Genomic DNA, 21,543 nt, shown 5'->3' on the forward strand with positions numbered 1-21,543 from the left:
AGCCGGGCGGAAGGCTCGGCTCGCTGATCAGCCGGGCGGAGGGCTCGCCTCGCTGATCAGCCGGGCGGCCGATCCTCGCGCAGTGCCGTGAACAGGGCGCGGGCCCGCCGGTCGTCCCACTTCACCGCGCTGCCCTTGGACGTCCGCAGGTCCGGGTCGGCCACGGGCACGTTGAGCTGTCTGCCCCCGCCGGACGCGGCCTTGCGCATGGCCTGGAACAGCGACATGAGGTCGGGCAGCTCCGTTTCCTCGTCCACGATGAGCGTGTCGAGGCCGGCGCGCAGGGTCGGGAAGGACTTGGACGGGTCGGCGAGCGTGGACGGGGTGGCCGCCTTACGGGCGAGGGCGGCGAGGAACTTCTGCTGGTTGCGGGTGCGTCCCAGGTCCCCCTGGGCCTCCTGCTTGCGCTGCCGTACGAAGGCCAGCGCCTCGGCTCCGTCGAGGGTCTGGCAGCCGGCGGGCAGGTCGGCGCCGGAGTCCTTGTCCCGTACGGGCTTGTCCAGGCACAGATCCACTCCGCCGACCGCGTCCACCACGCCCACGAACCCGGCGAAGCCGATCTCCGCGTAGTGGTCGATGTGCACGCCGGTGTTGCGTTCCACGGTCCGCACCAGCAGGTCGGGTCCGCCCAGGGAGAACGCCGCGTTCAGTTTGTCCGGCGCGGCCGGGTAGCTGCGCCCGGTGTCGGGATCGACGTAGGGCGGGAGGGTGACCCACGAGTCGCGCGGGAGACTGAGCATGGTGGTGCCGTTCACCCCGGTGTGCAGCAGGATCAGCGAGTCGGTACGACGGCCGTCGGTCGAGCCAGTGTTCAGGTCCTTCCGGTCCTGTTGCGACAGTCCCTCGCGGCTGTCGGAGCCGACGACCAGGTAGTTGGTGCCCTGCCCGGGCTGCGCCCGGCCTTGAAGCGTTCCGAGATCGACCTCCTGGTTGAGCCGGGTGTCGGCCCAGACGTACGTACCGGCGCCGGCGAGCAGCAGGACGGTCGACAGCACGGCCCCCGTCCGCACGAACCGGCGGCCCTTTCCGGCACGGCGCCGGGGGTTCCTGCTGCCGCCGCCCCGCCGCCCGCGCTCGTGGCCGCTGCTGTCGTAGCGGCCGGGCGCGGCCGGCGAGGGCATGCCGGGCAGGGGGGCCGTACGGGTCGACGGCGGGGGTGCCAGGAGGGACGGGGGCGGGACCCTCCTCGGGTCCCGCCCCGCCGTCCGGTGGTCTCCCGGGGGGTCGGTCCAGTCGTTCATCGGCCCTTCCCGCTGGTTCGGTGGCGGTCAACGCATGGGCACGCTCCTATACGGAACGGGCCCGCCGATCTGTTCAGCGGCCGTCCCGGAGCGCTTCATCCGCTGCCACCGCAGCCGGCTGCCGAGCAGCAGGGCGACGAGCGACTGGATGACGACGAGATACATCAACTGCCGGTAGACGACGATCTGGAACGGCATCGACCACAGCGCCCGGACCGGCTCGCCGTCGAGTCTCAGCGCGTAGCCGGAGCAGACGATCTGCACGCCGAGGAACGCGAACCACACCGCGGCCGACTCCCACGGGTCGCGGAACAGCACGCCGTACAGGGCGTAGACGTCGATGACGGGCGCGAGCAGCGGCAGGGCGACCTGGAAGAGCGCGAGGTAGGTCAGCCCGCGCCGCCCGAACCGCCCGGCGGGCCCCATGGCGAAGAGGGCCCCGCGATGCTTCCACATCGCCTGCAGCGTGCCGTAGCACCACCGGTACCGCTGCCGCCACAACTGCCTGACGCTGGTGGGCACCTCGGTCCAGGCGACGGCGGACTCCTCGTACAGCACCCGCCAGCCTGCCCGCCACAGGGCCATCGTCAGGTCGGTGTCCTCGGCGAGGGTGTCCTCGCTGACCCCGCCGACGCCGATCACCGCGTCCCGGCGGAACGCCCCGATGGCGCCCGGCACGGTCGGCATGCACTCCAGCACCTCGAACATCCGCCGGTCGAGGTTGAACCCGAAGACGTACTCCAGGTGCTGCCAACGGGCCAGCAGACTGCGCCGGTTGCCGACCTTGGTGTTGCCGCTGACGGCGCCCACGGCGGGATGCGCGAGGGGCTGGACGATCCGCTCGATGGCGTCGGGCTCGAAGACGGTGTCGGCGTCGACCATCACGACGATGTCGTACCGCGCGTGCGCGAGCCCGGTGTTGAGGGCGGCGGCCTTGCCGGAGTTGGGCTGCCGTACGACCTCCACCCGCGGATCGCCGATGCTCTCGGCGATGTCGGCGGTCCGGTCGCTCGACCCGTCGTCGATGACGATGATCTGGAGCCGGTCATGGGTGGAGTCGAGCAGCGACCGCAGGGTCGACCCGATCCCGGCCTCCTCGTTGTACGCCGGGACGAGCACGGTCACAGGCCCCGTGGTGTCCCGCATCCAGGGAGCCCCGGTCCGGAACCGCTCCAGCCGTCGCACATGGGCCCGGGCGAACAGGGCGAGCAGCAACAGCCGCAGCACACCGAGCCCACCGGCGACGCCGAGGATCCAGATCATGGCGGTGGAGAAGACCTGCCCGAGGCTGGTGACCCGGATGAGCCCCTGCCCCAGCAACCGCTCGACGAGGGACGGGGCCGTGTAGGGAACGAGCCCGAGCCCTTGGGACACGGTGGTGAACCGGTCGACGGTCGGGTTGTTCAGGAGCCTGCGCGCCTCCAGATAGGCGCTCTCCGTCTGACTGAGCTGCCGCACGATCCCCTGCGCCGGTTTCCGCGCCCCCTTGTCGGCGGCGACGAGCACGTACCCGTACCCGGTGGCCCGCCGCGCCGCCTGCCACTCACGACCGCACAGGGTCTCGGGGGTGGTGGTCCGCGGCATCCGAAGCAGGTTGGTGCGCAGTCCGGTGGCGCCGGCGAGTGCGCTCTGGGTCAGTTCGAGCTCGGACCGGAAGCGGGGCGCGGACGACTCGCCGAGCACGGCCCCGGTGTAGGTGTTGGACCCGATCTCGTGCCCCTCGGTCCGGATACGACGGACGAGTTCCGGATGCCGGGCTGCCTGTGCGCCGTGCAGGAAGAAGGTGGCGCGCGCGTTGTTCCTGCGGAGCAGCTCCAGCAGCCGCGGGGTCCAGACGGGGTCGGGCCCACCGTCGAAGGTGAGCGCGACCGTCCGCGGGGGCATCGAGCCGGACCGGATCCCGTCCCGATTGATCCCGATCACGGGCCCGCCCTTGGCGACGGCGTCCGGCACGGGCGAGGCACAGGGCGACCGCGCCTTCGCGGCGTCGACCTCGTGCTGGGTCCAGCCCTCGAAGAGCAGGAGGGCGAAGACGAGGGGGAGGGTGAGGGCGAGTAACAGCCAGTGGGCGCGGGGGTCTCGGGACTGTTTGTGGCGGCCTCGGGCTTTGGAACTGGCGGGGGTCAGGGTCCGTCACCGCCCCCGGGTTCGGGCCGTGCACCGACTCCCGCGGGCCGTCTTCTCCACGCGCTTCCGTAGAACTCACCGGGTGAAGCGGACGTCTTCGTGCTGCGGGAGTTACGCATGGGGCGCGAGTGTAGTTTCGGAGGTCTGGTTGTAGGGGCGGAACGGTGAGCTTCACAGAGTTCATGGGGTTTGCAGGGAGGCAGCGGGACGACCGCGCCGACGGTCGGCGGAACACGCGTATGGACAACACGGCCATCGCCCCAGGAGAGGTGCAGTTCTTCGAGCCGCCGGACTGGTTCGACCTCATGGCCGATGGCACGGACAGGGCGGCACCCGGCGCCGTCCCTGCTTGAGCACAATCAAGGCACAGCCAGTCCCGCGAGGGCCCCTTGCGTCCCGGATTGTCCATGTTCACTCGGAAGTTCACTCTGGTGAAACCGGAAACCTCACCGGTACCGTCAGAGCCCTAACTGAACTTCTGTTTCTCACGGGGAGCCACTGTGAAGCGCCGCCCATTGCCCGTTGCTGCCGCGCTGGCGGCAACGGCGGCACTGCTGTTGACGGCCTGCGGTAGCGGGGACGACAAGTCCAGCGGAAACGACAAGATCGCCGGAGCCGACCAGGGATCTGAGACGCCCAAGGAGTCTGCGGAGCCGTCGGGAGCACCGGCGGAGGACAAGCCGGACGGCGTGGACTTGTCCCTGCCCAAGGACATGAACCTGGTCTTCGACTGGGACAAGCCGAAGGACAAGAACGAAGCGGCGGCGATGGACGACGCCGCTAACTACCTCCGTGCCATCTATCGGGGCGTCGACAAGCGCACGACCAAGGACGCGGCCGTGACCACCTACGCCACCGGTGATGGGCTGCGCTATGCAAATACGCAGATCGACGCCTGGATCGACGGCGGCTGGACCGCCACCGGAACGCTGCGTCACTACGACGCCACCACGCGGTCCGCTACGAACGGCAAGTCGGTAGAGGTGGCTTTCTGCGCGGACGCAGGAAAGTTCTACGGCAAGGAAATCAAGACCAAGAAGGTGCTCAAAACCAAGCCCAGCCTCGAAGACTTCGATTACTTCAAGATCGTGATGGTCAAGTTCCCTACGGGTACGGACCTGTGGCAGGCGTCCAAGGTATTCGTCGAGACGAAGGCGGCGAAATGCCAGTGAGGGGCTCACGGCGCACACTCCTCGGTACCGCAGCACTGACTCTGGCCCTCTGTTCCCTCGTCACGGAACCCGCCTACGCGGCAAAGCCAGTGGGTTCCGGCAAGGGAGCCGACACGGAGCAGCAGGGCGGCGGCGACAAGACAGGCATCTTTGCCGCCGCCCGTATCCAATACTCCGGATCCGTCGCCAAGGACGGCGGCACCGGCAACGTGACGTCCTCGGACGTCAACTGGACACCACCGCCCTGCTGGTACGCCCCTTACCTCGGTGCCAAGGACTTCAAGAAAATGATGTCCGAGGACATCAAACGCAAGAAGAACACGCCCGGCATGGGCGGGACCGCGGGTGCGGCGATCGGCGATATGCAGCGCCACTACGAGGACGAGTACGGCTGGACCGACACCCCCGGCTACAAGGACTACAACGTCGAGAACGACGGCAAGGGCATGTTCTGGGCCGGCGTCGAGAACCCCGACGAGCCGGACTATCTCAAGCGGACGTCGTGTACGGACCTCCCCTTCTGGGTGGAGAACGGCGAGGCACCACCGCCCCAGTACGAAGAGGCCATCAAGCCTGAGATACTCGCCGCTCTCGCCTACCAGCACATGGAGCTCCCCGACACCAAGGTCACCCTCGCCCCCGAGGCCACCACCAAGGTGAACCTGCCGACCTGGGCCTGGCTCGACAAGGCTGTCTTCGACGAGGTCCAGGCGACGGCGGCACTCAACGTCCCCGGCTTCAACATCCAGGCCACCACCACCGCCAAGCCGGTGTCCCTCAAGCTGGAGTCGGGCACCAAGGACGCCGTGGCCTATCCGGCCTCCGGCGAGTGCACCATCAACGCCGACGACTCCATCGGCGAGCCCTACGCCAAGGGCAAGGCCGATCAGGACCCGCCCTGCGGCGTCAAGTACCTCCGCTCCTCCGGCGACGGCACGTACAAGCTCCGGGCCACCATCACCTGGGAGATCAGCTGGACCGGTACCGGCGGCGCCGGCGGCGACCTCCCGAACGGCACCTTCGGCAACGACCAGGACGTCACCGTCCAGGAAATCCAGTCCGTCAACCGCTGAATTCCGCGCTCGGCCGCTGCCGACAAGCCCTCACGCGCATGCGCGTGGGGGCAGCCGCCACAAAGGCCGCCGAGATCCCAGAGAGCACCGTGCACAGCCGATCTCTGAGCGGCGGCAATGACCCGGCCTGGGGGGCAGGCCTCGCCCGTCGCCGGGGCGGGGACCCACTAGGCGCCGGTCCTGTTGCAGCAGTCCCAGACCGCGAGCGCCTTCGGCCGTGACCTCAGGCCTCCCGAACTGCCCCGTTTCCACAGGTGCGCGCAAGGCGGGAGCGCACCGCGGGACTGGAACGCGGACCCGACTGTGGGGACCGCGTGATGGTCGAGGAGATTCCACACGCCTGCGGAAGGCCGATCACCACCCTCGTATGCTTCCTCAGCAGTGCCGAGATCGACTCGCGAGAGACGCAGGCATCACCAGTCAACGGGGAGGAAGAGAACGTGGGCCCCACGCCGGGCGAGGACGCCGCCGAGTTGAAGAAGCGGGCCGAACGCCTGCGGGACTGTGCGCGCGAGGCGAGGGCGCTCGCCCGCAGGCTGGGACCGTATCTCGACGACGCGGTGAAAAAGGCCACCCCGCGCACTGCCGCCTTCCGTACCGGTGGCGACGAGGGCGCGATCTGGCAGGGCCCGTTCGCCGACGAGTGCACCGCCAAGCTCCAGCAGCGACAGCGCACGCTGAGGAGCATGGGTACCGCGTTGTTGGCGGACGCCACTCGCTGGGAGGGTCAGGCTGACGAGCTGGACCGGCAGGCCGTGGACAAGGCCAAGGCCGGAACGGGCGGCAACTGATGGTCTTCAGGGGATTCGACGCCCCCAAGCTGACGGCTCTCGCCGGCCAGCTGGACACTCTCGCTCAGAACTCCGGGAAGCTTCACTCGCAGCTGGCGTCCGTGCTCACCACCGCCCAGCAGAATCTGCCGTCGGGGCAGAACGCCTCCCGGAACCCCGATCTGCAGGACCTCGTCGGTGACGTGATCCCGATGCCGTCGTTCTTCCGTCGCCCGCGCCTGCCCGGTTCCCTCGGTGGTGAGCTCGGCGACATGCAGTCGTCGATGAAGCGCCGCATCAAGCAGCTCGAGGGAATTCAGGAGCTGGAGAAGCGGGGATATCCCGTCAGCGGCGACAGCTTCTTTCTCGACGAGGAAGCGCCCGACGCCAAGAAGATCGACGACGCGCTGCGCCGCCTCCGTGAACTGCAGGGCAAGGACTTCGGCACCAACGGCAACCGCGACGACCTGGAGCAGATCTCGGGTGAGCTCGACGGGCTGACAGCCGCCGAACTGGACACGCTCGTGACGAAGGCCTCGCCCAAGGACCTGGCCTTCTACAACCAGCTGCTCACCGATACCGACGACTCCGCCTGGAACCCGTTCGACGACAACGGCCTGCCCGAGGACAAGCGCCGGGACACGCTGAGTCTGATGCTGTCCAAGGTGAGCCCGCAGAACATCGGCAAGTTCACCGCTGCCTTTCCCGGTGTGCAGCCCACCTTCGCCAATACCGCCGCCTACGAGGACGGGGGAAACGAGCAGAACGGACAGAACAACTCGGGCATCCACTGGGAGGCGCCACCAGACCCACTGTTCAAGGACTCGGTGAGTGTCGACGACATCCACCAACGGCAGTTCGGGGACTGCTGGTACGTCGCCTCGCTCGCCGCGGTCGCACAGAAGGACCCGCAGTTCATCCGAGACGGCATCAAACAGAACCCCAACGGCACCGTGAGTGTGCGGATTTGGGATGAAGGGGGCAACTACCACTGGGTCACCATGACCGCGGATCTGCCCTGCGATACCAATGGAAACCCGATCAGCACCTACGGTAACGGGGAGTCCTGGCCGGCGTACTACGAGAAGGCCTTCGCCCTGTCGTACACCGGCGACGACGAGGGCGAGCGCGGCTATGGAGGGATCGAGGGTGACGATCCCAAGCAATCCGCGCCCTACCTGACGGGCAACACCGGAGACGACCTGAAAGCGGGCGGGTTCCTCGGCATCGGCGAGCACGAGGACAAGAGCCTGTCGTCACTGAAGAAGGAGTTCGACTCCGGCAGGGCGGTGACGGTGTACACCCCAGCTGACGAAGGCCTGGACAACGACCACCCCGCAGAGTGGGGAGACACCTATCACAGTAATCACGCCTATTACGTCCGCGGGTTCACCGACGACGGCAAGGTCATTCTCGGAAATCCTTGGGGAAGCGACGGGTATCCCCCGATCGAGGTGTCACAGGAACAGTTCAACAAGTACTTCGCGGGGCCTGAGGCCTTCAATGTCTCGTGAAGTGAGCCTGCGAGGGTGTGGAAGAGAATACGGACGTGGTGAGTCCCGTGACTGAGCGCGCGCACGTGAAGTACCCATTTGAGATCGACGGCCGCTGGGTGCTTCGGTACCACATTCCGTACGACGTGGAGCACGAGGGCCGTTCTTACCACATCGTGGCCACCCTTTTCGCCGAGCCGACGGTGCACGGCCGCATCCACGTCGGCTGCGAGGGGACGCCCGTGGTGAGGTACGACGATCTCACCCCCGGGGACACCGTGGAGATCACCGGGGACGAGTGGCGAGTGACCGCCGTCGACTACCGGACTCGCATCGTGCTCGAACGCGTCGAAGGCAACGGCGCTGCCGACAGCGAGGACAAGGAGGAGACCGGTGGCGAAACCGGGGAATAACAGGTACGTCGTCGCGAGCACCGTGGTTCTGTTCGCACTGTCGGGGTGCGGAACGTCCGACGGAGGCGGCGACGGCGACGGCGCGACAGCCCCGCCCGCACGGGACAAGGGCCCGGTGTGTGCCGGCGAAGCCACCGCAGGCGGCCTGCATGTGCTGCGCGGGGGTGGCTTCCGACTGCCCGGTGGAGGTGGGGTGCAGTACGCGGCCGCTCACGCCGACGGCAAAATCCGCAGCGCCACCGTCCGGGACGGGGCCAGGTACGAGGCGGGCCAGAAGCAGCGGACGGTGGAACCGGGGCAGCGGATCACCGTCTCGGGACACGGCTACACCGTCACCCAGATCTGCTCCTACCGGGTGGTCCTGGAGCCGCAGGACAAGAAAGTCAGGGCCGCGGTGGCCGCGAAACCCGCCTCGCTCACGTCGCAGGGGGGACCAGCGGACAACGGCCTTTGCTTCTCCACCAACCGATCAGTACTGGCCGCCGCCTCGAAGGGGTTCCCTCCGAGGGGAGGAACCCAGTCCTTGCTCGACAACAGCGGCGTGTGGACTTCCCCCACCGGCTTGTCGATCACAGCGCACGTCGGAACGGATACACAGACCGGCGGAATCAGCGCGAGCTGTGCGGGCATCAAGGTGGCCGACTACGACGACGTTCGAGTCGGCGACACGGTCGAGTTCGCGAACGTGTTGTTCAAGGTGTCAGAGTTGTCGGACGATGCCGTGCGGATGAAGCGGACAAGCGCGTAGCACGCACGGGGGTGCACGGCTCTTGATGAGTGGCTGAGTCGCCCCTCCGCGAGTGCCTTGCCAACGATTTCACGGAACTCGTTCCACTCGATGTCGAGTTCGCGGTTTGCCCACAGTCTTCACGATGCGCACCCCAGCGAAATCGAGCGGGGGCGCATCGCTTCCACCAAGGATGAACCCGAGGGCAGGATCGTGAAGCCGGACGCAATACCGCCGATCCATCGGCCAAGGAGCTGCCAAAGCCGCGGCCGGCCCCCGTCCGCCAGCCGGACCACGCCGGTACCGACGAGCATCTTGCTTATGCTGCAGCGGAATAGAAGGACGAGCAATACTTGGTTGAGCAACGAGACGCCGATTCCGGCGACGAAAATCCGCAGCCACAGATTCCCGTTGGTGAGCGGGAGCGCCTCCGACGCCGGGAGGCCCAGCACATACTGCAGCCCGGAAATACCCGCAGAGACAGTCACGAACGTTCCGTCAATGGTCGCAGTCGCATAGCGACGCCCCATGGACGCAGGCGCCGGCACCACAGCAGCGTCCCGGTTCGGGCGCTGGTCCCGTGGCACGCCGAACAAGTCCTTCGATTCCATCGGAGCCATCTCCCACCAGATTCACCACTCACTGCCACTTCGCGATACTCCGAGGGGTAATCGCTGTACTCCGTGGGATACATGAGCAGCCTGTCATCTTGGGCTGGCTCAGTCCTCGGTGAACTCCTTCTGGACACAGGCCCCGCCAGGGCCGTTCCAGCACAGCCTCATCAGGTACTTGGCAGCGTACGGAACGACGTTGTAGTCGAAGGAACCGCAACCGGCGTCGCCACCGTCCCCCTTCGTCTCCTTCAACTGCCACCCGGTCATGTACATGTAGAGCTTGCCGGTCACACCGTGACCGTCGGCCCGCGTGTCGCACACACGAAACGTGTCGGGGTCGGGGTCAAGGTGGGTCATCGTCCCGATGGTGTGCCCGCCGCGCTTCAGTGGCAGCGTGGTGTCAGCCGCACTGGCACTGCCCGTCGCGGCGACGACAAGGGTGACAGCGCCGGCCACCGCAAGGGCGCCACGAGCGACTCGATACTTCCGCATCGCATCTCCTGTTGGTGTGTCCGTGATAATGATCACCAACCATAGATCGTCATCAGGTATCTCCTGCAACAGCGGGTGTATCCGTGCGACCGGCCCGCAGGCCAGCCCATGCGCGCACAAGGGAGAGGCCGACGCCCGGACGATCGTCGTTTCCTGCACCCTGTAGGAGACCCCGCGCTGCGCCTACGGTGCTACGTCGAACCGGCCGCGGACTTCGACGGACGACTGCGGCACGTCGAGCAGGGGCCAGGTCGTCGGGACACTCAGCCGCGTACCACCAAAGCGCGGTCAGTTGAAGCACACGCGGCGCAACGAGTGGGTGAGCGGCGACGTCAAGAAGATCGCCGGGTGTGGCCGGAAAGGTCATCGGAGGCTTTCTTCACCGCCATGGGCGACTTGGGCCCGTCCCAGGATGATTCCGGGCAGGGCCCACTCACCCCGGATGCGGCGCCATCGCGAACTCCTCTCTGGCCGGGAGTAGATCGGTGATCAGCTGCCAGACCTCCTTGGCATCGGCCCGGACCAGCCTGAGCTGAGTGTCGTTGTCCACCTGACCGGGCAGGACCGGCTCGGCAGGCAGCTCACGATGCCAATAGCCGAGAGGTCCGCAGTCCCACACGGCGAACCCGCGCACCTGCAGGGCAGGCGTCCCCTCATCGTGCCCCTGCCATGCAGCGGTCATCCGCCAGCTGGAACGCATCCCGGCAATCAACTTGGCAAGGGTGCTCAGCTGCGACTTCCGGGTGAGCCCAGCACCTTTCAGAGCCTCGGCTATCCGGTCGATGCCCTCCTCGGCCGTCAGACCCTGGAGGCCGTCCAAGGTGGCGAGCCCCGCATCGAGGACGGCCATGGTGGCGTCGATCTCGGGCGTGGCAACCTCTACCGTGTCCTCTCCCTGGAGGTTGACCATCCGGGCCAGCGCCCAGACGAGCATGTTCGGCTCCAGACGGACATACTCCGACTCTGCGGAGCCCGGCCAAGACTCGTGGGAGTAGACATAGCCGTCGCCGATGGTGACGCCGTGATGGAGGGTGCCGTGCTCACCGAGCGCTTCCACGTGAAGGACGACGGCGGGCGTCCGCAAGGTGCTGACCAACGGGGTCAACGCGAAGTCGAGGTTCCCGTCTTGGCCGGTCAGGCCGGCCTCGCGCAGTTCGCGGTCGGCCTCGGCCAGCTCCGAGGGCACCTCCTCTCCTTCGATGCGGTGGCCGAGGACGGCCAGGTGGCTCTCGGCAAGCCGGAACCGACCCCGCGTGCTGTCATACGAGGGCATTGGGTGTCGCTTTCGTCATCTGAAACGTTTGGCGGTGATGGATAAGGGAGTACATGGGGGTCACTGAAATATGTCCAGCCACTGCAGCGACCTGGCGAAAAAGGCGCGAACGGCCCCTGCTCTGGTGAGATTGCGGGTGTTGACGCCACACATAACGGCGGCCAGGGCGAGGTCGGTGGCGTCGGCCGGGCCGAGGACGGTGAACGTGGCCTTCTTCCGTGCACCGCTGCCGTGGCGGCGGATCCGGACCTCCGCACCGTTCCGGATCAGGGCCCGGTCGCCGTGCCGTGCGCTGGTCGCGAGGTAGCGATACTCCCGCCCGGCCACCTGCATCCGCAGCGCCCGACCGGCTCTGGTCTGGGCCCATCTGTTGCGCTTGAGCCGGACTCCGGCCCCACCGACACTGAGCTCCGCTATGTAAAGCGAGGGCTTTCGTCCGTAGGCCCAGCCCATGAAGGAGGTGACGGGCACGGTGTCGCCCCTGACCTCAGTGACATGACGGTCGCCGTGCCGGCTCGACGGGTAGACCACCTCGATCCTGCCGAACCCTCCTGCTGTGCCCCGATACCCGAACTTCCAGGTCAACCGATGACCTGAACGGTCCTCCCAGTGTTCGAGCGTGTACGTGTTCTGTTGCATGGTTCCTTCCCCTCGCGCCGCCCGGCGCGGATGTGCCACAGTCGGCATCAGTCGAACGGATTGAGGGCGCTCCCGAGCTTCTTGGCACCGTCGGAGATGGCCTCGCCGGCCTTCTCGGCCTTGTCACCGACCCAGTCCGCGGCCTCCTCCGCACCTTGACTGATTTTGTCCGCGTTGTCCCAGACCAGGGTTCCGGCATAAGCAAGTCCAGTGCCGACGGCCAGACCGACGGTGACCGGGTTGGGGGCGATCATCGCGGCGGTGAGCGAGGCGTTGAACGCCGTACCTGTCCAGTTGGAAAGGTACTTGGCTTTGTCCTCTTTCCACGCCTTGCCGTGATCCATGGTCGCCAGGTTGGCCACACCCCAGGCGGTAGTACCGACAGAACCGACAATGCCTGCGCCGCGCAGCCATCCGGCGGCCTTCGCCGCATTGGCGAGACCGCCGCGTTGTGCGACACGGAGCAGGTTGGCCTCGGAGGAAGTGGGCATGTAGAAGGAGCCGTTGCGCATGTACCCGGCGAGCATCGCCGCCTCATCGGAGCCGGCGATCACACTGGTCGGCACCCGGGTCAGCCAACTCCCGGCCCTGGGAATCCGGGACAGCTTGTCCCAGTGGCCGTTGATGAGGCGGGAAGTGAGCGTGCCCGGGGCATTGAGCACCTTGGACGCTTTGAAGTACTTGATGAGCGACGTGCCGCCCGCCAGCGCTGTGGTCGACGAGGTAAAGAACGCCGACAGGTTGGCGGCCCCTTCGATGTATGTTGCGACGGCCTTGCCTAGCTTCTCGTTGCCCGTGAGCTGGGTGACAGCATCGCCCTGCACTCTGACGAGCCAGTCGTCGAGGGTCTCGCCGTCCTTCTTCTTGAGCCAGTCATCGTCGAGATCGCCGTCGGACGCGGTTGCATTGGCGACCAACAGGACATCTGGTGGCAGGTCCTTGTTCTTGAGCTGCTCAGGAGTGAATCCGGCGAGCAGCAGCCCGGCCAGCGGATCGCCATCCTCAAGGCGGGCATACGCTGCCTTCCTGCGAAGTTCGGGCGCGGTGTCCGATACCCATGAATGCATCGGCCGTATCGCAGCCAGTTTGCTCGACACCCCGAGCGCCGAGGCCCGCGTGAATGCCTCACTGAGTTTGTCCCCGACTCCTCCCCGCCCATCGAGCAACTTGGCCAGTTGTTCGAGGTCTTGCGGGTTCACCACTCTGTTCAGCTTGCCTGTCACGAAGCTCCTTCAGGTGATCAAAGACGGCTCCTTCCCGAGAAGGAAGCAGCACAGGCAGTGAACAGCCTATCGAGGCTCCAGTCGTTGGACCTCGGAGCCCGGGCTCCGGCTCTAGATCTGCCGGGCCCGCATCAGTGCGTCGACCAGCGCCTCGCGGTGGTGAGTGGCGATCAGCAGCGACTCACCCTGCGCGGTCTGGACCACGATCTGATCCATGCCCATCGGCACGGACCATCCCCCACCCATGACCCGGGGCGGCTTGGTCGCACGACTCCTCCCCCGCAACTCCGCAAGTTCCTCACGCGACCGCGAAGTCAGGGACGCGACGAACTCCGCATCCGTCGGCTGTTCACGAGCCTCCCGAAGTGAGTCGACCGTCAACGATTCCACCGGGATCGTCTCCCGTCCCACGGTCAGGCGCCCGCCTCGAATGCGGATTCGATTATAGATGCGTTTGGAAATGGGTACAGCATTGAATACGAGCCCGAGAATCGCCGAAAAACCGAGAATGACGAACCAAACCGTGCTGTCTTCGGGAAGCAGGATGCTGGCCTGATAGGCGACCCAGATGGCAAGAACCACCACGGTAGCGATCATCCAGCGCCTCGGCAGCTTCTCCTCGTACACCACCGCCTGACCGTACGGCGCTGTCGCCGCGCCAACTCCAGAACCGTCCGTGCCGCCCACGACCGCTCCATTCGACTTAAGGGAGTCTTCGTTCCGGTCAGGTTACCCACCGCACCTCAACAACGAGCTGACAGGACTCGGTTAGTCGGGTTCGCCGGTTATGTCCGGGCGCGCGGTGGACCGCGGCCGGAAGCAATCCGATCCTGCACTGGGCGGGCAGGATGCTCAAGGGGTACAACCCTCCGATACGGCGGCTTCATGAATTCCAAACTGCTGGGATTCGCTCTCAACCAGGCCATCAACTCCTTCGCCGGGTCGGACGACATGGCGCGCATGTACGGCGGGCCGACCCACTCCGGGCAGCAAGTCACCCGCGCGGGACAGGCCGGCCTCTGGACGGTCGGGAAGGCCGGTGGGTTCGGCGCGGCAGCGAAGACCGCGGGGCTGTGGCGAGGGGCGGGCATCGTCGGGTCGGCGGGCGCGACGGCATTCTCCGTGGCCAACATCGCCACCGTGGACCACGCGAAGGAGTGGGAGAACAAGGCCGGCTACCTGGCCAATTACGCGGAGGTTGGGTTCAATGCCCCTTTGACCGCGGCGGTGGTCACACCCAATCCGGTCATGATCGGTCTCGCTGTAGGGACCGGCATCGTCTACCGGGGGGCTGAAGGTAGTCGAACACTGGTACGGAATGAGCAGTTGTCGTCATGGAACCGAGTAGTGAGTCCTTTGAATTTGAGCTGACCCCGTACAGCGTCAGCATCAAGAAGGAGCTGCCCAAGGCCGGAGTCAAGGGGGACGTGGGGCACTTCGGCTCCGTCACCGTGGAGCGCTGCCCGCTCTACCGGCCGCTCGAAAAGGGCATGGACACCGCCCGGCTGACCGGCCCCCGCCTTCCCGGAGACGAGCTTCCGTGGGAAGCGCAGGTCAGGAAGGCCTTCGCTGTTCAAGGCCGAGCTCACCCTTGACGGCCGGCACGCGGAGCTGCGCTTCAACGCACGGGCCCTACGAAAGGAGGACCGGGCGCTGCGCATCGCGTACGAGGGTCGGGAGTACGTCTGCTACTCCGAGGAGTGGGGGAGTGTGAAGGTCCTGGAGAGAGAGGGCGTCCGGGTCTCGATTGAGCCCGGTCGGCACGTTCCGCCGACCACGACCTGCCGCGCGGGCACGGCCACCGGCCCGGTTGACGCCGTGGACCTGGCGATCGCCATCGTGCTCGAGGAGGTGGACACTGAAGTCCTCCCCCTGGGTGGCTCCGCGTTGTCGTCTCCATTCGCCCTGATGCAAAGATTCTCGGACACGGCGGAGTAGCGAACTCTCACCCGGTCTGGGTTATAGAGAGCTGAACCGGTTGAGGAAACGTCCGGGCAGCGACACGAGCGCACCGCGCGTCGTGAGGTTCCGCGTGTAGACGCCCTCAAAGACGAGAGCGAGACTGATGTCGAGGGCATCCGCCTCGCCCAGGCATGTCCCGGAAAGGATGCGTGGGTTACTCCAGCTCGAACGCCTCATGTGCACGGCGGCACCTGAGCGCACCAGTTCGTGGCTGCGCTTGCCGCCCCGCTCGGCGTAGGTGTACTCACGCCCCTTGACCAAGATCCGCAGAGCACGCCCCCTGCAGCCGGGCCACCACACGTTCCTGGAGAGCTCCGCTGGATCCCAGTCGACCCGCAGTTCCCCACTGGCCAGCAGGGGGCGACGGAGATAGCGCAGCCCGAGATACGTGGTGAGCGGCAAGTTCTGCCCGCTCGCGGCCACCTCGCAATATTCCGACGGGTAGTCGCTGTACTCCGTAGGGAAGGCCAGCTCGATCCGCCCGAGTCCCTCCACGTGCCCCACCCACGAGTAGGTATCGCCATGAGGACCCTTACCTGATGACGCGGCACGCTGCAGCTCGAACGACACCCCGCTCATACGCTTGACGCCTTCCCCTCATCCATCGGCAAAGGCAATCGAACCACATGACAGGCTGGCCGGGGGGAGCGCACAGCACACACCGTTGCATGCGGGCAAACAGCAAACAGATCAATTTCCCTACCAAATTCCGACCATCTGCTCCCACCAAGTGGTCCTGAATCCGCAGGACGAGGAAGTCAAGGCCGCGGTCGCGGCATCCCCGACTCGCTCAAGTCGGAGGGCCACCAGCGGACAACGACCTCTGCCTCTCCGCGTCGGCGGCGACGCACAGTCCGACGGATTCTGCGCGTGCTGTGCGGAATCAAGGCGGCTGGTGAAGAAGCCGTGCGGGTAGGCGACACGATGGTACTCGAGCGGGCGTGTTACCCAAGGGGGTCGGAGTTGTCCGACGAGGTCGTACGCATGACGCGGACAAGCACCCCGATGCCCGGGCCGTCCGCGACCTCACCGGCTGGGGTTATGGTCGGACCCCATCCCCGCAATGACCCGGAGAGGCACCGTGTTCGGCAAGAACAGGCACGTCGACGAACCTCCTATTCACGTCGTCCCCTGGACGGACGCCTGGGAGTTCGCCATTACCGACGAGGAACGGCCTGCCACGGGGCAGCGCAAGCGTGCCGCGCCCGGCGTCCGCGCCTTCAGGGTTCCGCAGGGCTCCGGTGTCCAACGCGTCAACGCACCCTGTGCCTTCTTTCCGCCGCAGTCGTCGGCTGCGGACAGTCGGCGGCTGTACGAGGACGCGGAAGGCGGCAGACTGCTCTGCTCCCTCGACGAGCCACAGGACATCGAGGGCCGGCGCCACTACGCGGTGCGTGACGCTCAGGGGCAGGTCATCGGGACGATTCAGCGCATCGCTCCGCTGAAGCACGCCTTGAAGCCGACCTGGCGCATCGCCCAGCCAGGGCACCCCGAGATCGTGACCAGCGCGGAGTGGGCGAAGGGCGGCCCCAAGGAGATGGTCCAGCGCGGCGCGGGCAAGATGCTGCTGGGCGTCGTCCAAGCCGTCGCCGACATGGGGGCGGAGGGCGGTGACCAGCCGGCCAAGTCGCGAGTCCTCGAGTGGAAGGCCGGCGACGAACTCGTCCTGACCTCCGAGGGCGACCGCAGGTTCCTGGTCCGGGCCGCGTGGCTGGATCGGCGCCTCGTCTTCGCATATGCGCTCCTGCGTACCAGCTGAGCACAGCAAGAAGAGCGTGCCGAGCCAGGGCTTTTCTTAAGAGTGCGTTTGCATACAGTAAAGAGATGGTGAGCAAACGATCTTACGTGAAGCCTCGTCCGTACCCTGGAGCAACGACTCCACAGCCTTGACCGGCTGGTTCCGGGACACACGCTCTGGGGAATGAAACGTGGGCATGAGGACGGTCAATCCGGACGACCTGGACCAGCTCGCGAAGCTGCTCGACGGGCGCGGCGGGGTTCAGGATCGCCTGGATGAAGCATTCACCAGAGCCTCCAGGCTGGGCGTCACGAGCAAGTTGACCTCGCTCAAGCCTCTGCGCGGCTGGGCCAAGGACACGGCACCGGATTTGCGCAAGCGGGCCGTCTTCGCCCGGTTGGAAAGCGGTGACCCCCAAGCCGGACTCATGTGGGCCGGGTTCAGCCCCAAGGAGATCGAGAAGTACAAGAGCGAGGGTCTCGGCCCCGACGCTCTCCTCCTGGCCAACTCCGTCGCGGCCAGCGACGATCCGAACGCCGACAAGTTCAAGCGACAGCCCGACGAGTCGCTGGCGGACTGGATCCAGCGGCTGGAGGCTCACGCCATAGCCCAGATCCCCGGGCTGCAGCCGCACGAAGAGACGATCGCCTCCATGATCGGCCTGTACGGCGACTGGGGCTCGGTGACCGCCGCCACGGCCGTCGTCACCCTCCAGGGCACCTCTCTGACCAAGGTGCTGCTCGGTAACTCGCTGAAGGCCGGCGCCCTTCGGAGCTGGAAGACGCGACTGGGCGTGGTACTGCGAGGCTCCGAGAGCGGACTTATACGGTCCGCGGGCAACGGCCTGATCAAGTGGACGCCGAAGCTCCGTTCGCTGAGCGCGCCGGGCAGTTGGCTTCCCGGTCAGCTCGGTTCGCTCTTCGGCAGGAGCGCCACTTATCAGAGCCTCTCCCGCATCCCTCTCACCAGCGGCATTCGCGGAGACCTGATCGGCCAGGGCTACAACTGGGTGCGCGCCACGCCCTTGATGAACACGCTCCGCGCCAACGGCGTCATCGACTTTCTGGTCGGTTCCGACCAGGCGGCCAAGATGTACGGCGGTTTCACACACTCCGGTCAGGCTGTCGCCCGCGCTGGCAACGCGAGCCTGATCAAAGTGTTCACCAAGGCCGCGAACAGCCAGCGGTTCGCCAACTCCGTGGCCGAGGCCACGAATGCCGCACGAGGCGCAGGGGCCCTGCGCACTGGCCTCGGGGCCGCCGCCAAGACTGCCGGGTTCCTGCGCGGCGCCGGCATCGTGGGCGGTGTCATTTCGACCGGCTTCAGTGCCGCCAACGTGATTTCTCAAGGCAACCCCGTCGACGCCTTCAAAAAGAAGGGCGCCGCGTACGTCGCAGATGTCGCCGAGGTCGGCTTCAACGCCTCCCTCACGGCGGCCATGGTCGCCCCCAACCCGGTCACCATCGGTCTCGCAGTGGGGACGGGCCTCATCTACGGCGGCGCGAAGGTCGTCCAGCACTGGGACGACATCAAGGAGGGCGCGGGCAAGGCGGCCGACTGGGTCGGTGACAAGGCGAAAGACCTGGGGAAGAGCATCGCCAAGTCCAAGGCGAATCCGATGAACTGGTTCTGACGTCCCGCTCAGGGGCTGAGGGCTAAACCCGCAACCCCCGCCGCCGAAGCCGCCCGTACAGTACAAGACTCTTCGTCGCGGTGAGCAGCCCGGCGGACGTCCAGACCAGGTATGGCGCAACGTCGTTGACGTGACTGCTCAGCCGTGGCTTCAGCCAGCCTTCCGGATCGACCACCAGGGTTACGTTCTGCCCTTCCCTGAGGTCGTCGTCACAGCCGTCGGGGTCGTCCACTTCGTAGGCGCCGGACTTGGCGGTATCAGTCGTCACGACCGTGCAGGCCCGGCCGTCCCCGTGTTTCTTCCAGTACGTGCTGACGTCGCCGATCACTGCGCCGTGCCGCACGCCACGATGGTTGAGGACGTAGTCGCCCATGGCCGGACCTACAAAGAGCATGAAGGCAAACCCGAAGACCGCTACGCACGCACCCGGTCCGGCACCACACATGGCCCAGGCAACTACCAGCGAGAGCATGGCCGGGATCGCGCCCGCCAACATCAGTGGGCCCTGGTGCTGAGCCAGCCACGCACAGCCGGTCAGCGCCAGGGGCAGAAAGACGAGAAGCCCCAGCGTGCCGAGCCGACGCCGCAGTTCGTGTCGGCTCGCACGCGGATACACCTCGGTCATGTCCGAGACTCCGGTCTCACTCGCCCGCGATCAGCAGTTCTTCCTTGTCCGGCAACAGATCCGTCAGCTTCTCCCACACCTCGGCGGAGTCGGACTTCACCAGAACGAGCGCGCTGTCCGGGCCGACCTGGCCCGGCATGATGGGCTCTTCGGGCTGCTCACGGATCCAGTAGCCGAGGGGGCCGCAGTCCCAGACGGCCAGGGCGCGGACCATGGTGGAGCGCTGGCCCTCGTGTTCGCCGTCCCAAGCGGTGGTGATGCGCCAAGTGGCGTTCAAGGAGACGACCAAGTCAAGGAATTGGCCCAGGACCGGGTCCTTGAGCTTGCTGTCCGCCTCGATGAGTGCCTTGCGAACGAGGCCGCGGGTCGTGTCCTCGTCGGCGCCAGGCTCTTCAAGAGTGACGAACGCGGCGTCCAGAGCACCCATGGTCGTCTCGACTCGCACCTCGGGAGCGCCTTCCACCGGCTTTTCCCCACGATGCAGGTTGACCTTGCGGGCCAGTTCCCACACGAGGGTGTTCGGCTCGATGGAGACGTACTCGGACTCTTCCTCGCCCGGCCAGCCGTCGTGTGAGATCACGGCCTCCTGGCCCACGACCACACCGTGGTTGACCACGCCGTGCTCACCCGTGATCTCCACCTGGATCATGACCATCGGGTCGGCCAGGGCGCCGAGCGGCTCGCGGAGCACCGGAGCCAGTTCTCCCTCCTCACCGACCAGGCCGATGCGCTGAAGCTCGACCAGCGACTCCCACAACGCCTCAGGTGGCGTCTCGCCGTCCAGGAGGTGTGCGAACACAGCGATGTGGCGGTCGGCCAGCCGGAAACGAGCCCGGGAGCTGTCGTACGAGGGCACTGGTAGGGGGTTCCTCTCGCCGTTGCAGGGGCAGTCCCCGCTACTTCTTCTCGTCCTTCAGGTCCTTGGCGTCCTGCGCGCACTGGTGCGCTTCGTCGCGCAGCGCCTTGGCGACCGTGCCACACGTCGTCTGCCAGCTCTTGAGGCGCCCGCGCACGTCGTCCGCGTTGGGGCCCGACCAGGTCTTCATCCCGACGGTGCTGTGCTTCTTGGCAGCATCGACAAGTGAGTCGATGTGGTCGGCCAGCGACCTCAGCTGGCCGGCCCGCTGGTTGAGTTCCTGAATGTCAGGATTTGCCATAGCAGCCTCCCCCGCTGTCCCAGGAGCCTCAGCATACTGGCGCTCCGTGTAGACCTTCGTCGGGCTCCCGGCCCAGGCCAACACCACTCGTTCACACGAAACTCCCATCTCCCAAGGCGCTGGACTGCAACTACGTCTGGTGCGGTAGCGTCCCTTGTTGCAAACGGATAGTCCGTTTACCTAACGTGACACGGGGAGGATCGCCATGGATCGCGGTGCAGATCTCACTCAGCTTCGGGAGCTCTCCAAGCTCTTCGGCAAGAAGGCCACCGACCTCCAGGGCCTCATCAAGGCTCTGGAGACGGCCACCAGCCGGAGCTCGGGCTACTGGAAGGGCCCCAAGGCCGACCGCTTCCGGAACGACTGGCACGACGTGAAGCCGACGTTCGACAAGTGGGTCGACACGCTGAACGAGGCCAGCAAGTCGGCCAACACCAGCGCCGACAACATCGAGCGCGCCACCTGAGCCGACGCGGCCGCGCCGATGCCACAGCCTGACGGGGCATTCCTTCGAGGTCCTCGAACCTCGTACGGGGTGCCCCGGCGGCTTTTTCAGCAGGACACACGGGCTTCGGCAAAAGGGCCGCGCTCTTCCATGGCCAGTTCACGATGAATAAGAAACAGCAGCAGCGCCGCCCCGCAGACAACTATCAGCTACCCCCTAAGGCAGAACGCGCACGGCAGGCCGCCGCCAGAGTGGCCGAATTCAAGCCACGCCCACAGCTTCCAGGGTTGCGTGTTGTCTGGGCTTGCATCGGCTTGTGCGCGTTGTGTGCCGGGATGGCTCTCTTCCTCTGGCTTCCGTCGCGCTCCTTGGTTGAGGATCTGCGCTCCCGCGGCGTCACCGTGGCCGCCACGGTCACTGACGTCGACACCAAGCCCCAGCACGTCGAAGTCCGTCTCGCCCAGGGCCATGAGAGAGGAACCGCGGTCGAGCTCTCCGAGATCGCCGGGATGCTTCCCGACGCACATACCGGTGAGTCGATGCTCGTGACCTACGATCCCAAGGATCCGTCCCGCGTTCTTGCCCGCGGTTGGGTGATGGATCCTCCCGCTGACCTGCCGACGTACGGCACAGCGGCCCTCGCTGCCGCCTTCCTGTCGGGAGCAGTCGCCGTGACGCTCCGTCGGCGTTGGATCCTCCGGACCTCCCTCACCAAGCCGTAACCGC

General features: G+C 66.5%; 24 protein-coding genes. 12 read left to right on the forward strand and 12 right to left on the reverse strand.

Annotated elements, in window-relative coordinates:
- Positions 1-56 precede the first annotated feature (56 nt).
- Both ACZ3I3_RS07170 and ACZ3I3_RS07175 read right to left on the reverse strand, forming a co-directional pair.
- Positions 57-1,241, reverse strand: a complete 1,185-nt coding sequence (locus ACZ3I3_RS07170; RefSeq protein ID WP_467363205.1) for an LCP family protein — start codon at positions 1,239-1,241, stop codon at positions 57-59.
- A 27-nt stretch (positions 1,242-1,268) separates the two neighbouring features.
- The gene (locus tag ACZ3I3_RS07175) at positions 1,269-3,194 is read right to left on the reverse strand and encodes a glycosyltransferase (RefSeq protein ID WP_467363207.1); all 1,926 of its coding nucleotides are present in this window, start codon (positions 3,192-3,194) and stop codon (positions 1,269-1,271) included.
- A 674-nt stretch (positions 3,195-3,868) separates the two neighbouring features.
- Here ACZ3I3_RS07175 and ACZ3I3_RS07180 point away from each other — a divergent pair.
- From ACZ3I3_RS07180 to ACZ3I3_RS07205, 6 genes are all read left to right on the forward strand, one after another.
- On the forward strand, positions 3,869-4,540 hold the full coding sequence (locus ACZ3I3_RS07180; RefSeq protein ID WP_467363209.1) for a hypothetical protein: 672 nt from the start codon (positions 3,869-3,871) through the stop codon (positions 4,538-4,540).
- Positions 4,531-5,613, forward strand: coding sequence for a hypothetical protein (locus ACZ3I3_RS07185; protein ID WP_467363210.1), 1,083 nt, complete (start codon positions 4,531-4,533; stop codon positions 5,611-5,613). The genes ACZ3I3_RS07180 and ACZ3I3_RS07185 overlap by 10 nt, the downstream gene beginning before the upstream one ends.
- 440 nt (positions 5,614-6,053) lie before the next feature.
- Positions 6,054-6,404 (forward strand): hypothetical protein, encoded by a 351-nt coding sequence (locus tag ACZ3I3_RS07190; protein ID WP_467363212.1) that lies wholly within the window; start codon positions 6,054-6,056, stop codon positions 6,402-6,404.
- A gap of 101 nt (positions 6,405-6,505) precedes the next feature.
- A complete protein-coding gene (locus ACZ3I3_RS07195; RefSeq protein WP_467363213.1) occupies positions 6,506-7,897 on the forward strand; it encodes a C2 family cysteine protease in 1,392 nt (463 codons plus the stop codon).
- Between the two features lie 47 nt (positions 7,898-7,944).
- Positions 7,945-8,289 carry a hypothetical protein gene (locus ACZ3I3_RS07200; protein ID WP_467363214.1) on the forward strand — a complete coding sequence of 115 codons (345 nt, stop codon included), beginning with the start codon at positions 7,945-7,947 and terminating at the stop codon, positions 8,287-8,289.
- On the forward strand, positions 8,270-9,037 hold the full coding sequence (locus tag ACZ3I3_RS07205) for a hypothetical protein (protein ID WP_467363215.1): 768 nt from the start codon (positions 8,270-8,272) through the stop codon (positions 9,035-9,037). The genes ACZ3I3_RS07200 and ACZ3I3_RS07205 overlap by 20 nt, the downstream gene beginning before the upstream one ends.
- A 119-nt stretch (positions 9,038-9,156) precedes the next feature.
- Here the strand turns inward: ACZ3I3_RS07205 and ACZ3I3_RS07210 are convergent, their stop codons facing one another.
- From ACZ3I3_RS07210 to ACZ3I3_RS07235, 6 genes are all read right to left on the reverse strand, one after another.
- Positions 9,157-9,627, reverse strand: coding sequence for an RDD family protein (locus ACZ3I3_RS07210; protein WP_467363216.1), 471 nt, complete (start codon positions 9,625-9,627; stop codon positions 9,157-9,159).
- Between the two features lie 108 nt (positions 9,628-9,735).
- Positions 9,736-9,987 (reverse strand): hypothetical protein, encoded by a 252-nt coding sequence (locus ACZ3I3_RS07215; RefSeq protein WP_467363217.1) that lies wholly within the window; start codon positions 9,985-9,987, stop codon positions 9,736-9,738.
- Positions 9,988-10,555: 568 nt separating this feature from the next.
- Positions 10,556-11,395: a hypothetical protein gene (locus ACZ3I3_RS07220; protein WP_467363219.1), complete on the reverse strand. Its 840-nt coding sequence runs from the start codon at positions 11,393-11,395 to the stop codon at positions 10,556-10,558.
- Positions 11,396-11,455: 60 nt separating this feature from the next.
- Positions 11,456-12,034, reverse strand: a complete 579-nt coding sequence (locus tag ACZ3I3_RS07225; protein ID WP_467363221.1) for a hypothetical protein — start codon at positions 12,032-12,034, stop codon at positions 11,456-11,458.
- 47 nt (positions 12,035-12,081) lie between these two features.
- On the reverse strand, positions 12,082-13,257 hold the full coding sequence (locus ACZ3I3_RS07230; protein WP_467363222.1) for a hypothetical protein: 1,176 nt from the start codon (positions 13,255-13,257) through the stop codon (positions 12,082-12,084).
- Between the two features lie 111 nt (positions 13,258-13,368).
- The gene (locus tag ACZ3I3_RS07235; protein ID WP_467363223.1) at positions 13,369-13,944 is read right to left on the reverse strand and encodes a hypothetical protein; all 576 of its coding nucleotides are present in this window, start codon (positions 13,942-13,944) and stop codon (positions 13,369-13,371) included.
- 198 nt (positions 13,945-14,142) lie between these two features.
- Here ACZ3I3_RS07235 and ACZ3I3_RS07240 point away from each other — a divergent pair, with 198 nt between their 5' ends.
- Both ACZ3I3_RS07240 and ACZ3I3_RS07245 read left to right on the forward strand, forming a co-directional pair.
- Positions 14,143-14,628 (forward strand): hypothetical protein, encoded by a 486-nt coding sequence (locus ACZ3I3_RS07240; RefSeq protein ID WP_467363224.1) that lies wholly within the window; start codon positions 14,143-14,145, stop codon positions 14,626-14,628.
- Positions 14,592-14,852 carry a hypothetical protein gene (locus ACZ3I3_RS07245; protein WP_467363226.1) on the forward strand — a complete coding sequence of 87 codons (261 nt, stop codon included), beginning with the start codon at positions 14,592-14,594 and terminating at the stop codon, positions 14,850-14,852. The genes ACZ3I3_RS07240 and ACZ3I3_RS07245 overlap by 37 nt, the downstream gene beginning before the upstream one ends.
- A gap of 364 nt (positions 14,853-15,216) precedes the next feature.
- On the opposite strand, the gene ACZ3I3_RS07250 is transcribed toward ACZ3I3_RS07245, so the two are convergent.
- Positions 15,217-15,798 carry a hypothetical protein gene (locus ACZ3I3_RS07250; RefSeq protein WP_467363228.1) on the reverse strand — a complete coding sequence of 194 codons (582 nt, stop codon included), beginning with the start codon at positions 15,796-15,798 and terminating at the stop codon, positions 15,217-15,219.
- 484 nt (positions 15,799-16,282) lie between these two features.
- Between ACZ3I3_RS07250 and ACZ3I3_RS07255 the strand changes: the two genes are divergently transcribed.
- Together ACZ3I3_RS07255 and ACZ3I3_RS07260 are read left to right on the forward strand one after the other, a co-directional pair.
- A complete protein-coding gene (locus ACZ3I3_RS07255; protein ID WP_467363229.1) occupies positions 16,283-16,978 on the forward strand; it encodes a hypothetical protein in 696 nt (231 codons plus the stop codon).
- A 175-nt stretch (positions 16,979-17,153) separates the two neighbouring features.
- A complete protein-coding gene (locus ACZ3I3_RS07260) occupies positions 17,154-18,590 on the forward strand; it encodes a PE-PGRS family protein (RefSeq protein ID WP_467363230.1) in 1,437 nt (478 codons plus the stop codon).
- A gap of 22 nt (positions 18,591-18,612) precedes the next feature.
- On the opposite strand, the gene ACZ3I3_RS07265 is transcribed toward ACZ3I3_RS07260, so the two are convergent.
- From ACZ3I3_RS07265 to ACZ3I3_RS07275, 3 genes are read right to left on the reverse strand one after another with little or no spacing between them, the layout of a single operon-like run.
- Positions 18,613-19,215: a hypothetical protein gene (locus tag ACZ3I3_RS07265; protein WP_467363232.1), complete on the reverse strand. Its 603-nt coding sequence runs from the start codon at positions 19,213-19,215 to the stop codon at positions 18,613-18,615.
- 16 nt (positions 19,216-19,231) lie between these two features.
- Positions 19,232-20,071: a hypothetical protein gene (locus tag ACZ3I3_RS07270; RefSeq protein WP_467363233.1), complete on the reverse strand. Its 840-nt coding sequence runs from the start codon at positions 20,069-20,071 to the stop codon at positions 19,232-19,234.
- A gap of 40 nt (positions 20,072-20,111) precedes the next feature.
- Complete coding sequence (locus ACZ3I3_RS07275; protein ID WP_467363235.1) at positions 20,112-20,372, reverse strand: hypothetical protein; 261 nt, start codon at positions 20,370-20,372, stop codon at positions 20,112-20,114.
- Between the two features lie 205 nt (positions 20,373-20,577).
- On the opposite strand from ACZ3I3_RS07275, the gene ACZ3I3_RS07280 reads away from it, so the two are divergent.
- Positions 20,578-20,838, forward strand: coding sequence for a WXG100 family type VII secretion target (locus ACZ3I3_RS07280; protein WP_010043351.1), 261 nt, complete (start codon positions 20,578-20,580; stop codon positions 20,836-20,838).
- Positions 20,839-20,981: 143 nt separating this feature from the next.
- Entirely contained in the window at positions 20,982-21,539 is a 558-nt protein-coding gene (locus tag ACZ3I3_RS07285; RefSeq protein WP_467363237.1) for a hypothetical protein, read from the forward strand.
- Positions 21,540-21,543 lie beyond the last annotated feature (4 nt).

Source organism: Streptomyces sp. NPDC016851, assembly GCF_055562795.1.